The following is a 12822-nucleotide window of genomic DNA, read 5'->3' as shown; positions in this document are numbered from 1 at the left end:
TATTGTAATACCTCAGCAGCGTGGCGGGATAACCCTGAAGAGTTATCTACCTCGGGGTAACGCGAGGCGCAACAAACCATAACCCACCACGGCGGCGCTGGTTGAGCCCAATAGTATTCCCAATTTGGAATAGGTACTGAGAGCCGCATCCGCATCGGCAAACGCCAGTGAGGCAATAAAAATCGACATAGTGAAACCAATACCACAGAGCACCGCAACGGCAAACACTTGTTTAAATCCAATGTCTTGCGGTAATTTTGCGATCCCCAACTTCACTGCTAGCCAGCTAAAAGTGAAAATCCCCAGCGGCTTACCGATGAACAAGCCCGCCGCAATCCCTACAGGTAACAGTGAGGTTAATCCGCTCAAGGATACACCCTGTAATGAAACACCGGCATTGGCAAATGCAAACAACGGCAAAATCAAGAATGCAACCCAAGGATGCAGTTCATGTTCCAGCGTTTCGGACGGTGAAGACCCATTTTTAACATTCAGCGGGATCAGGAAACCGATAATCACCCCGGCTAGCGTGGCATGCACACCGGACTTCAGGATTGCCACCCACAGCACCAGCCCGACGATCATATACAGTGAGGTTTGCCCCACTCCGCGCCAGTTCATCAGTGCCAAGACGGCAATCGCCGCAGCGGCTACGCCCAGTGCCACCATCGACACCCCATGGGTGTAAAACAGCGCGATAATGATGATCACGCCCAAGTCGTCGATAATCGCCAGCGCCAGTAGGAAAACCTTCAAACTGGTCGGAACACGGTTACCCAACAGTGCCATGACGCCCAGGGCAAAAGCGATATCGGTCGCTGCCGGGATCGCCCACCCCTGGCGCGTCACCTCATCTGCCCCGTTGAACAGCAGATAAACCAGCGCAGGCACCAGCATGCCGCCCAATGCGGCGATCGCCGGAAATATGGCTTTATCACGACCGGCCAATGAGCCTTGTATCAGCTCACGCTTGACCTCCAGGCCAACCACCAGGAAAAAGATCGCCATCAGCCCGTCGTTAATCCACAGCAGCAACGGCTTAGCGATCTCCAGCGATGAGATTTTAACCATCACCGGCAAATTGAGGAATGCCTGATACAGGCCCTGCATCGGAGTATTAGCCATGATCAGCGCCACGACGGCGGCCACGATCAGGATAATGCCCCCTGCCGCCTCTTGGCGTAAAAATTGACGGATAATATTAGTCACAGTGCATCACTCCAGATCTGAACCAGGCGATACGCCTTGGCTTTGAGACAATGTAATGAGTATAGATGCTGTTTCACTTCGAAAAAATCAGTTTATAAGCGCTTAACAACTCGTTAAAAACGATCAATTAGCGATATTTATCACATTTTTAGCATGGGTATTGGAATAATAGCAGCCACAAAAAACCCCGGTGTTTTATGACCGGGGTTTATCAACAGAACAACAGAAACGCTGATTAACGTGTCAAATCGTCAAAAAACTTCTTCACGCCGTCGAAGAAGCTTTTCGAGCGCGGGCTGTTTTTATCACCTGAGGGGCCACCGAGGCTCTCTTCCAGTTCTTTCAATAACTGTTTCTGCTTGTCGTTCAGGTTCACCGGCGTTTCTACCACCACGCGGCACAGCAGGTCGCCCTGGCTGCCACCACGGACCGATTTCACACCTTTACCACGCATACGGAACAGTTTACCGGTCTGGGTTTCAGCCGGAACTTTCAGATTAACGCGGCCATCCAGCGTCGGCACTTCAATTTCGCCACCCAATGCAGCCATGGCGAAATTAATCGGCACTTCGCAATACAGGTTATTGCCTTCACGCTCGAAAATCGGGTGCGCCTTCACCTGCACCTGAACGTACAGATCGCCCGCGGGTGCGCCGTGCTCGCCAGCTTCACCTTCACCCGCCAAGCGGATACGGTCGCCGGTATCAACACCTGCCGGGATTTTCACCGACAGCGTTTTGGATTTCTCTACCCGACCATGGCCATGGCACTTGGTGCAAGGATCTTTAATGATCTGACCACGTCCGTGACAATGCGGACAAGCCTGCTGTACGGTGAAGAACCCTTGGCGCATCTGCACCTGGCCCTGACCGTGACAGGTTGGACAGGTAACCGGTGAACTGCCCGGTTTGGCACCGCTGCCGTGGCAAGAGTCACACTCTTCCAGCGTAGGAATACGGATCTCTTTAGTGACACCGCGTACGGCTTCTTCCAGCGTCAGATCCATGTTGTAGCGCAAATCTGAACCGCGACTGGCACGCTGACGGCGCCCGCCACCGAAGATATCGCCAAATACGTCACCAAAGATATCGCTGAAATCAGCACCGCCACCGCCGCCACCCATACCACCTTGTTCAAAGGCAGCATGGCCGTACTGATCGTAGGCAGCACGCTTTTGATCGTCGGTCAGGATCTCGTAGGCTTCTTTAATTTCTTTGAATTTGGCTTCGGCGTCTTTTTCCTGATTACGGTCAGGGTGATACTTCATCGCCAGACGTTTGTACGCCTTTTTGATCTCACGCTCATCTGCCGTCTTGGCGACGCCGAGAACCTCGTAATAATCTTTCTTCGCCATTATTTTCGCTTACCCTTAACATGCGTGCACGGGCGTAGAGTTGCCTCGACGCCCGTGCTGGTTTCCGGTTACGGCCTTTGGCCGCACCGTGCCCGCTTAAGGGCGATTATTTTTTGTCTTTAACTTCTTCGAACTCGGCATCAACTACGTCGTCGTCTTTCTTCGCCGCGTTGTCTGCACCCGCATCAGCACCCTGTGCCTGCGCCTGAGCTTGTGCCATTTCCAGCAGTTTGCCGGAAACCTGCACCAGAGCCTGGGTTTTCGCTTCGATCTCGGCTTTATCTTCGCCTTTCGCAGCCACTTCCAGATCTTTCAGCGCCGCTTCGATAGCCGTTTTGTCTTCCGCTGGCAGTTTATCGCCCGCTTCTTCCAGTTGCTTACGGGTACCGTGGATCAAGTGATCCGCCTGGTTACGGGTTTGCACCAGCTCTTCGAACTTACGGTCTGCTTCAGCGTTCACTTCCGCATCGCGCACCATTTTCTGGATTTCTTCTTCGTTCAGACCAGAAGATGCCTTGATGGTGATCTTCTGCTCACGACCGGTGTTCTTGTCTTTAGCAGACACATGCAGAATACCGTCGGCGTCGATATCGAAAGTCACTTCGATCTGAGCCATACCGCGCGGTGCGGCCTGGATACCGTCCAGGTTGAACTGGCCCAGCGACTTGTTATCGTTAGCGCGTTTACGCTCACCCTGCAACACATGGATGGTCACTGCCGCCTGGTTGTCTTCAGCGGTCGAGAACACCTGGCTGTGCTTGGTTGGGATGGTGGTGTTTTTGGTGATCAACGGCGTCATCACGCTGCCCATGGTTTCGATACCCAGCGACAGCGGGGTAACGTCCAGCAGCAGAACGTCTTTCACATCACCGGCCAACACGCCGCCCTGAACCGCAGCACCTACGGCCACCGCTTCGTCCGGGTTAACGTCTTTACGTGGCTCTTTACCGAAGAAGTCAGCAACTTTCTTCTGAACCATTGGCATACGGGTCTGGCCACCCACCAGGATCACGTCCTGAATGTCGGAAACCGACAGGCCTGCGTCGTTCAGTGCCACTTTCAACGGCTCAATAGAACGTGCAACCAGATCTTCTACCAGTGACTCGAGCTTGGCGCGGGTCACTTTGATGTTCATGTGTTTTGGACCGGAACCATCTGCAGTGATGTACGGCAGGTTCACGTCGGTCTGCTGGGCAGAAGAGAGTTCGATCTTCGCTTTCTCGGCGGCTTCTTTCAGGCGCTGCATCGCCAACGGATCGTTGCGCAGATCCATGCCCTGATCTTTCTTGAACTCTTCTACCAGGTAGTTGATCAAGCGGCTGTCGAAGTCTTCACCACCCAGGTGGGTATCCCCGTTGGTTGCCAGCACTTCGAAGGTTTTTTCGCCATCAACATCATCGATTTCGATAATAGAGATATCGAAAGTACCACCACCCAGATCGTATACCGCGATAGTGCGGTTACCCACTTCTTTGTCCAGGCCGTAAGCCAAGGCAGCAGCGGTTGGTTCGTTGATGATACGTTTGACTTCCAGACCCGCGATACGGCCCGCGTCTTTGGTTGCCTGACGCTGAGCATCGTTGAAGTAAGCAGGAACGGTAATTACCGCTTCGGTTACCGGCTCGCCCAGATAATCTTCCGCCGTTTTCTTCATTTTTTTCAGCACTTCAGCAGAAATCTGCGGAGGTGCCATTTTCTGGCCTTTCACTTCCAGCCAGGCGTCGCCGTTATCAGCAGCAACGATGTTGTACGGCATGATCGCTTTATCACGCTGTGCTTCTTCATCCTGGAAGCGACGGCCAATCAGGCGCTTGATCGCAAACAAGGTATTCTGTGGGTTAGTGACCGCCTGACGCTTAGCAGGCTGGCCAACCAGAATTTCACCATCCTGGGTATATGCGATGATCGAAGGTGTAGTGCGATCGCCTTCGGCGTTCTCCAGCACACGTGCCTTGCCGCCATCCATAATTGCTACACAAGAGTTGGTAGTACCCAGGTCGATACCAATAATTTTGCCCATCTAAACATCTCCACTAATAAATTCATAATCGGTCAGGTTGCTAACCTATATGCGGGCGATTCTTCATTTTTCAACTGCCCGCTATTCCAGTTTTATCCCCTTCACCTTGCAAACTACAGGCAGATGCTAATTTACAAGCTGAAGGGGATATCCGCGGTCGGCAACTGCGGTTGTCAATAAGATGGGGCCATCCGAACCAGCATCAAGGGCCTGAGTAAAAAAAATTTCGTTTTTACCCACTGTAAGATCATTGTTTCCTTTCATCGGGATCATTATGATGCCGCGCGCTCTGATGGAAGCGAGGCTTTTTTCGGCCATTCAGACCCATTATGAGTTTACCTATACCCAAAATATTTCAACTGGCTTGAAAGACAGCGGGCATATCCATTTTTGTTAGTATTCTGTTATTACAGAGGACATATGCACACCAACAAGTTGGCGAATCCAGGCCCTCTGGGTCTGATGGGCTTCGGAATGACTACCGTCTTGCTGAACCTGCACAATGCAGGCTTTTTTCCACTGACCTCCGTCATCATCAGCATGGGGATTTTCTTCGGTGGTATGGCTCAGATTTTTGCTGGCATTCTTGAATTCAAGAAAGGCAATACCTTCGGTTTGACCGCTTTCACGTCCTACGGCTGCTTCTGGCTGAGCCTGGTGGGGATCCTGCTGCTGCCACGTATGGGTCTGGCAGATCCTACCGACGCCACCGTACTCGGTATTTATCTGGCGCTGTGGGGCGTCTTCACCCTGTTTATGTTCTTTGGCACGCTGTGCGCCAACCGCGCGCTGCAATTCGTGTTCGCCAGCCTGACCTTGCTGTTTGCCCTGCTGGCCGTCGGCAACATGACCGGTAACCACGCCATCCTGACCTTTGCTGGCTATGAAGGGATCATCTGTGGTGCCAGCGCTATTTATCTGGCGATGGCAGAAGTGATTAACGAACAGCTGGGCCGCACCGTTCTGCCTATTGGCAGCGTAACTGCTTCACCAGCGGCGCAAGTCACCGCAACCGCCTGATTAATGACGTTCTGATAGCAAAAAGCCCTGCCGTTGCAGCAACGACAGGGCTTTTTTAGCATTCAGGAACCGGTGATCTAGAGCTTGTTCTCACTGTTCAGATCGCGGCGCAGGTAGATCCCTAACAGCAACCCGATCATCGACAGCGCCAGCACATAGTAAGCCGGAGCTAACGGGGTTAATTTCATGATCAGCGTGACAAAGATCGGGGTTAACCCACCAAAGATGGCGTAGGCCACATTGTAGGAGAATGAGATCCCGCTAAACCGCACTTCTGCCGGAAAAGCCCGCACCAGCACATAAGGCACCGCTCCTACGATCCCCACGCTGAATCCCACCAGCGCATAGGTCGCAAACAACATTTCCGGGTGAGTTCCTATCGTCTGATAAAACAGCCAACTACAGGCGGCAAGCAGCAGGCTGCCGACGATAAAGGTTTTGCTGGCACCAAAGCGATCGGCCGCCGAACCTGAGGTGATACAGCCGATAATCAGCATAACGATCGCCACGCTGTTGGCCTGCAACGACAGCGCCGGAGCAATGCCAAACTGTTTTTGCAGATAGGTTGGCGTCATCAGGATCACCACGACAATCCCGGCCGACAGCAGCCAGGTCAGCAGCATGGATACCGCCACCTCTTTCTTGTGATTGACTATCACCGATTTCAGCGGCAGCTCTTCCGCCAGCGCTTTACGCGCCTGCATCTCGATAAAGATCGGTGTTTCCTGCAACCAGCGGCGCAGATACATGGCGAACAGACCAAAAATACCGCCGAGGAAGAACGGAATACGCCAGCCACCGTTGAGGATCGCTTCTTGGCTGAGCGTGGTATTGATGAGGGTAGCCACCACCGATCCCAGCAGGATACCGGCAGTTAATCCCGCAGTGAGCGTGCCGCAGGCGAAACCAATGCGTTTACGCGGCACGTGTTCGGCAACAAAAACCCATGCCCCCGGCACTTCCCCGCCGATCGCCGCGCCTTGCAGCACGCGCATCAGCAACAGTAACAGCGGTGCCGCAATACCAATACTGGCATAAGTGGGCAGCATCCCCATCGCCAGCGTCGGTAACGCCATCAAGAGAATACTCAGGGTGAACATCTTCTTGCGGCCAACCAGATCGCCAAAGTGGGCCATGATGATGCCGCCCAGCGGGCGGGCCAGATAACCGGCCGCGAAGATACCGAAAGTCTGCACCTGGCGCAGCCATTCCGGCATGTCCGCCGGGAAGAACAGCTCGCCCATAACCGCAGCAAAGAAAACGAAAATGATAAAATCATAGAACTCTAACGCACCGCCCAAGGCCGCCAAGGTCAGAGTTTTGTAGTCTTGCCGGTTTAAGCGGCGATTATTGTCGTGGTGCATAAGATACCGTCAGAGGAAACAATGAAGAAAAAAAGCACAGCGGCTTTATGTAAACGAATCCTTACTATAACGGCAAATTATTTTCACACCAAATCGGTTGAACGCTATTTCGCAGTTGGCTGAAATTTAGAGGTTCATCTCACGGCGCGCATTTTTAGGGCGAAATGCCGCTACCACTGCCTCGTGGGTTTCTACGTAAGGCCCCTCAAGCAGTTGGATGCAATAAGGCACGCTGGCGAAAATACCATGCACCACCACCTTGCCCTGCTCATCTTTTACCCCTTCTAGCGTTTCCTGAATCGACTTTGGCTGCCCCGGCAGGTTGATGATCAGTGCCTGTTTGCGGATCACGCCAACCTGACGCGAAAGAATGGCCGTTGGTACATAGTGTAGGCTGATTTGGCGCATTTGTTCACCAAAGCCAGGCATCACGCGATCGGCGATCTCCAACGTGGCGTCAGGCGTAACATCACGGCGTGCCGGGCCGGTTCCGCCAGTGGTCAGCACCAGATGGCAGCCCATTTCATCGACCAGTTCGCACAAGGTATGTTCAATCAGCATCTGCTCATCGGGGATCAGCCGGGTTTCCAGTTCGAAAGGCGTGGCCAGCGCGCTGCTAAGCCAAGCCTCCAGTGCCGGGATCCCTTTGTCCTGATAAACACCGCCGGAAGCGCGGTCGGAAATTGAAACCAAACCAATACGTAATGTGTCCATGCTTAACCTCTGTCGCTGAAGTGCTGTGGATGGGTTCATCTCCCACCCTGTTACTCATCCCGAAAGTATAGGGTGTCAGCCTACCACCGGGGAAAATGGGCATAAAAAAGGCGGCCTAAGCCACCTTTTTCCACGCGAATTGCCGTTAATTACAGCAGATCGGCGATCATTTTTTCCAGCTTGCCCTGGTCTACGGCAAATTTGCGGATGCCGTCGGTCAGTTTCTCAACCGCCATTGGATCCTGGTTGTGCTGCCAGTAGAACTCAGACTCAGTCAGCGGTGCAGGACGTGCCTTCACTTCACCGGTATAGGACAGTTTACGCTCCAGCGCCCCTTCGCTCTCTGCCAGTTCTTTCAGCAATGAAGGCGCGATGGTCAGGCGATCACAACCGGCCAACTCGATGATTTCACCGATGTTACGGAAGCTTGCGCCCATCACTACGGTTTCATAGCCGTGCTGCTTGTAGTACTGATAGATCTCAGTCACGGAAACCACGCCCGGATCTTCATGCGGTGCGAACTCTTTTTTGTCGCCATTGGCTTTGTACCAGTCGAGGATACGGCCAACAAACGGAGAAATCAGATAGGCACCGGCTTCGGCGCAGGCACGTGCCTGGGCGAAGGAGAACAGCAGCGTCAGATTACAGTTGATGCCTTCTTTTTCCAGGCGTTCCGCCGCGCGGATGCCCTGCCAGGTAGAAGCCAGTTTGATCAGAATGCGATCGTTGCTGATACCCGCTTCATTATAAAGTTTGATCAGGCGCTTGGCCTTGGCCACGCTGGCTTCGGTATCATAAGACAGGCGAGCGTCCACTTCGGTGGAAATACGGCCTGGGATCAGTTTCAGGATTTCCAGACCGATGTTGACCGCCAGCTTGTCTGCTGCGTCGGCGACTTGTTGCTCACGATCGCTGCTCTGCTCACGCGCCCAGGCGATAGCTTCATCAATCAGTTTGCGGTATTCAGGAATTTGAGCTGCATTGAGGATCAGCGAAGGGTTAGTCGTTGCATCTTGCGGTTGATATAGCTTCATTGCAGCGATATCACCCGTATCCGCAACCACCGTAGTAATCTGGCGTAGGGAAGTTAATTTATCGGTCATGTTGGCATTATCTCATCGTTTGTGCATGAACTTTTGGCATCGTTCAACCATGCCCTGAGCTGATAATAACATGCGAGAGGCCCGGTGCAAGGCTGGAAAATCACAGCGTTGCGGCAAGGGTTTCATCCATGTTCAAGCAACCGTTTACATCCATAACCTTCGTAATTTCCGAGCAAAAAGGACGGCATTACCGTGCATTCTCTTCTGAAAATTATGTTAAATTCGCGCCAGCAGATCTATATTACGTCTAGAATCCAAGAAATTCTCACCCCGATAACATCAAAACATATTTAGCTAACTCACTGTAACAGTTAGCTAAACATATTTTCCTTTAGGTGGCGGGAGCGCTGTGCGCTGTAGAGCTTAACTAAGGAGAGATCTGTGACGGATCTAATCAACTTTATTAGTAATATCCTCTGGAAATCGGTACTCATCTATTTGCTGCTGGGTGTTGGTCTCTATTTCACTTTGTGTACCCGTTTCATTCAGATTCGCCACTTCGGCCATATGTTTTCCGTGCTGAAAAACAGTACCAAAAGTGATAGCGCCGGTATCTCCTCTTTCCAGGCGCTCTGCACGTCGCTGGCCGCGCGCGTTGGCACCGGCAACCTGACCGGTGTCGCAATCGCCCTCACCGCCGGTGGCCCCGGAGCCATCTTCTGGATGTGGGTGGTGGCCTTTATCGGTATGGCGACCTCTTTCATTGAAAGTACCTTGGCCCAGCTATACAAAACCAAAGACGATGACGGCAACTACCGTGGCGGCCCTGCCTACTACATGGAAAAAGGGCTGGGCATGCGTTGGATGGGCGTATTGTTCTCCGTTTTCCTGATCATCGCCTTTGGTTTGGTGTTCAATGCCGTGCAGGCTAATGCTATCGCCCAAGCCAGCGCCATCGCCTTCAATTTCAACCCCATGTATGTGGGTATTGCTCTGGTCATGCTGAGTGGCATTGTGATCTTCGGCGGTATCCGTTCCATCGCCCGCGTAGCTGAGAAGGTGGTTCCGCTGATGGCGGTCGTCTATCTGCTGCTGGCGTTATGGATCGTCGCTCATAACATTGAGCATATGCCGGCGATCCTGGCGTTGATTATCAAAAGCGCCTTCGGCCTGCAAGAAGCGGTGGCAGGCACTCTCGGCTATGGCATTTCCCAAGCGATGACCCAAGGTGTACAGCGGGGGGTGTTCTCCAATGAGGCCGGTATGGGCTCCGCCCCCAATGTGGCCGCCTCCGCTACCCCGTATCCCCCTCATCCGGCTTCACAGGGCTATGTGCAAATGCTCGGCGTGTTTGTTGACACCATCGTGATTTGCAGCGCAACCGCCGCCATTATTCTAGCTTCCGGCATCCTGGAGCATTCGCCTGGCAATATCAGCGGCATTGACCTGACCCAGCGGGCGCTAACCAGCGCTGTGGGTGCCTGGGGCGCATCTTTTGTCGCAGTGGCCATTTTCTTCTTTGCCTTTACCTCGATCATCGCCAATTACGCCTATGCCGAAAGCAATCTGATCTTTCTGGAGCATAATCATCCGGCCGGATTACTGATTTTCCGTTGCGCAGCCTTAGCTATGGTGATGTTCGGTTCGATGGCGGACCTACCGGTGGTGTGGCGCCTGGCGGATATTTCAATGGCGCTGATGGCCATCACCAATCTGACGGCGATCCTGCTGCTGTCTGGTGTCGCCTTCAAGCTGACCAAGGATTACAACCACCAGCGCTCGATCGGCAGATTACCGACCTTCGATGCGAGCTATTATCCCGAATTGCAATCCCAGCTAGAACCAGGCATATGGGAGCGCGAAAAGCCGCGTTAGCCTATTGAGGGCGTGCGTTAAGCGCGCCCTATTACAGCCATTCATCCCTTCTGCCGCGCTTTTTGTTACAGTATCGGTTCTTTGATAAACAGGATGTGGCCATGCTCGTTATTATTTCACCCGCCAAGACCCTAGACTACACAAGCCCACTGGCGACCGAACGTTTTACGCAACCTGAGCTGCTGGATAAATCGAAAGCGCTTATCAACCTCTGCCGTAAACTGACGCCCGCACAAATTGCCAGCCTGATGAGCATCAGCGATAAACTCGCCGGCCTGAATGCCGCACGTTTCAGTGAATGGCGACCTGAATTCACCCCGGAGAATGCCCGCCAGGCACTGTTGGCGTTTAAAGGCGATGTTTATACCGGGTTGCAGGCACAGGATTTCAGCGAAGATGATTTCGACTTTGCACAACAGCATCTGCGTATGCTTTCCGGGTTATACGGCGTGCTGCGGCCGTTAGATCTGATGATGCCTTACCGCCTGGAAATGGGTATTAAACTGGAAAACCCGAAAGGCAAGGATCTGTACAGTTTCTGGGGCGAGCAGATCACCAAGAAACTGAACGAAGCGTTAAAGCAGCAAGGTGATGATGTCATTGTTAACCTGGCTTCTGACGAATACTTCAAATCGGTAAAACCGGCCAAATTGCAGGCGCAGCTGATCAAACCGGTGTTCCTTGATGAGAAGAACGGCAAGTATAAAGTGATCAGTTTCTATGCCAAGAAAGCACGTGGGCTGATGAGCCGCTTTATCATCAAAAATCGGCTGACCAAAAGCGAGCAACTGGTTGATTTCGATCTGGAAGGCTATGCCTTTGACGAAGCCGCTTCTGCAGGTAACGAACTGATATTCAAACGCCCGGAACAATAAAGCCGCCTGGCAGCAAGCGGCTCTTAGGTTGCACAAGGGGCGCAGAGCGCCCCCTCCATCAGGCCGGTAAGGTCATCAGGAACTGACGCAGTCTGGCGAAATCAGCCGACATGTGATGCGACAGCAGTGGCAGATTGGCACGCGCCGCCAATGCTTCTGGCAACGGTAACTCCTGATCCAGGATCGCTTCAACACTCTCTTTGAACTTGGCCGGGTGCGCCGTGCCCAGGAACAGGCCGAACTCCCCGTCTTTCAACTGATCGCGCAACGCACGGTAGGCGATCGCCGCGTGCGGTTCGGAAAGATAGCCCAGTGCTGCCAACTCTTTCATCGTGTCTTTGGTGGTTTCATCGCTCACCGCAGCGTGGCCCAATTCTTTAAGCTGCCAGATTTTGCGGCGGAACAGTTCTTCCACGCGCGGCCAGTTGTTTGGCTGGCTGACATCCATGGCATTGGACAGCGTCGCCACCGTGGCGTGCGGCTGCCATTCACCGTTGCTCAGGAAACGCGGCACGGTATCGTTGGCATTGGTGGCAGCAATAAAGCGCTTCACCGGCAGCCCTAAGGATTTTGCCAGCAACCCGGCGGTCAGATCGCCAAAGTTGCCGCTCGGCACCGAAACCACCAGTTGATTACGGGCTTCCTGTGGCAACTGCGCTACCGCTTCAAAGTAGTAACAGATCTGTGCCAGCAGACGGCTGATATTGATCGAGTTAGCCGAGTTCAGGTGCACCGTGTCTTTCAGTTCCTGATCGTCAAACGCCTGTTTGACCAACGCCTGACAGGCATCGAAGTCGCCCTCGATCGCCACGGTGTGAATGTTACCGCCCAGAGTACAGAACAGTTTTTCCTGCAACGGACTGATCTTGCCCTGCGGATACAGGATCACCACCCGGACGTTTTTCAGCCCATAGAAGGCATGAGCCACGGCGGCACCGGTATCGCCAGACGTCGCGGTCAGAATGGTCACCGGCTGATCGCCCGCCACTTCTGCCAGCATCTGCGCCATAAAACGGCCGCCGAAGTCTTTAAACGCCAGCGTTGGGCCGTGGAAGAGCTCCAGGCAAGCCACATCGCTCTCAACCGGTGCTATCGGTGCCGGGAAGGCAAAGGCGGCTTTTACACGCTGATACAGCGCAGCTTCGCCGATCTCATCGCCAATAAAAGCCGATAGGATCTTGGTGCTGCGGGTGACGAAATCCATCTCCAGCAGGTGATCAATCTCGGTCAGTTCGAACTCAGGCAACTCCAGCGGGAAAAACAAGCCTTGCTGTTTGCCCAGCCCCTGTTTGATCGCCTGTGCGAAGCTGACCTGCTCATTGTGGTCTTTAAGATTGTACAGTTTCAT

Annotated in this window: 11 protein-coding genes; 3 read left to right on the top strand and 8 right to left on the bottom strand. The window is 53.3% G+C overall.

The window, feature by feature from the left end:
- Nucleotides 1-42: 42 nt before the first annotated feature.
- The 4 genes from nhaA to ACX1CU_RS03410 all read right to left on the bottom strand — a co-directional run bounded on the left by nhaA (nucleotide 43) and on the right by ACX1CU_RS03410 (nucleotide 4901).
- Complete coding sequence (nhaA, locus tag ACX1CU_RS03425) at nucleotides 43-1209, bottom strand: Na+/H+ antiporter NhaA (RefSeq protein WP_459401235.1); 1167 nt, start codon at nucleotides 1207-1209, stop codon at nucleotides 43-45.
- Nucleotides 1210-1444: 235 nt separating this feature from the next.
- Nucleotides 1445-2563, bottom strand: coding sequence for a molecular chaperone DnaJ (gene dnaJ / locus ACX1CU_RS03420; RefSeq protein WP_459401234.1), 1119 nt, complete (start codon nucleotides 2561-2563; stop codon nucleotides 1445-1447).
- Nucleotides 2564-2669: 106 nt separating this feature from the next.
- Nucleotides 2670-4583, bottom strand: coding sequence for a molecular chaperone DnaK (gene dnaK, locus ACX1CU_RS03415; RefSeq protein WP_459401233.1), 1914 nt, complete (start codon nucleotides 4581-4583; stop codon nucleotides 2670-2672).
- Between the two features lie 126 nt (nucleotides 4584-4709).
- Entirely contained in the window at nucleotides 4710-4901 is a 192-nt protein-coding gene (locus ACX1CU_RS03410; protein ID WP_459401232.1) for a hypothetical protein, read from the bottom strand.
- 102 nt (nucleotides 4902-5003) lie between these two features.
- On the opposite strand from ACX1CU_RS03410, the gene satP reads away from it, so the two are divergent.
- A complete protein-coding gene (gene satP, locus ACX1CU_RS03405) occupies nucleotides 5004-5603 on the top strand; it encodes an acetate uptake transporter (protein ID WP_459401231.1) in 600 nt (199 codons plus the stop codon).
- A 77-nt stretch (nucleotides 5604-5680) separates the two neighbouring features.
- Here the strand turns inward: satP and ACX1CU_RS03400 are convergent, their stop codons facing one another.
- The 3 genes from ACX1CU_RS03400 to tal all read right to left on the bottom strand — a co-directional run bounded on the left by ACX1CU_RS03400 (nucleotide 5681) and on the right by tal (nucleotide 8784).
- On the bottom strand, nucleotides 5681-6967 hold the full coding sequence (locus ACX1CU_RS03400) for an MFS transporter (RefSeq protein ID WP_459401230.1): 1287 nt from the start codon (nucleotides 6965-6967) through the stop codon (nucleotides 5681-5683).
- Nucleotides 6968-7093: 126 nt separating this feature from the next.
- The gene (gene mog / locus ACX1CU_RS03395; RefSeq protein ID WP_459401229.1) at nucleotides 7094-7681 is read right to left on the bottom strand and encodes a molybdopterin adenylyltransferase; all 588 of its coding nucleotides are present in this window, start codon (nucleotides 7679-7681) and stop codon (nucleotides 7094-7096) included.
- A 149-nt stretch (nucleotides 7682-7830) separates the two neighbouring features.
- Nucleotides 7831-8784, bottom strand: coding sequence for a transaldolase (gene tal / locus ACX1CU_RS03390; RefSeq protein WP_459401228.1), 954 nt, complete (start codon nucleotides 8782-8784; stop codon nucleotides 7831-7833).
- A 381-nt stretch (nucleotides 8785-9165) separates the two neighbouring features.
- Here tal and ACX1CU_RS03385 point away from each other — a divergent pair, with 381 nt between their 5' ends.
- A complete protein-coding gene (locus tag ACX1CU_RS03385) occupies nucleotides 9166-10599 on the top strand; it encodes an alanine/glycine:cation symporter family protein (RefSeq protein WP_459401227.1) in 1434 nt (477 codons plus the stop codon).
- Between the two features lie 101 nt (nucleotides 10600-10700).
- The gene (gene yaaA, locus ACX1CU_RS03380) at nucleotides 10701-11474 is read left to right on the top strand and encodes a peroxide stress protein YaaA (RefSeq protein WP_459401226.1); all 774 of its coding nucleotides are present in this window, start codon (nucleotides 10701-10703) and stop codon (nucleotides 11472-11474) included.
- 58 nt (nucleotides 11475-11532) lie between these two features.
- On the opposite strand, the gene thrC is transcribed toward yaaA, so the two are convergent.
- Nucleotides 11533-12822, bottom strand: a complete 1290-nt coding sequence (gene thrC, locus ACX1CU_RS03375) for a threonine synthase (protein WP_459401225.1) — start codon at nucleotides 12820-12822, stop codon at nucleotides 11533-11535.

This window comes from Serratia sp. D1N4 (assembly GCF_054552755.1).
This window is presented reverse-complemented; position numbering and strand designations above follow the sequence as displayed.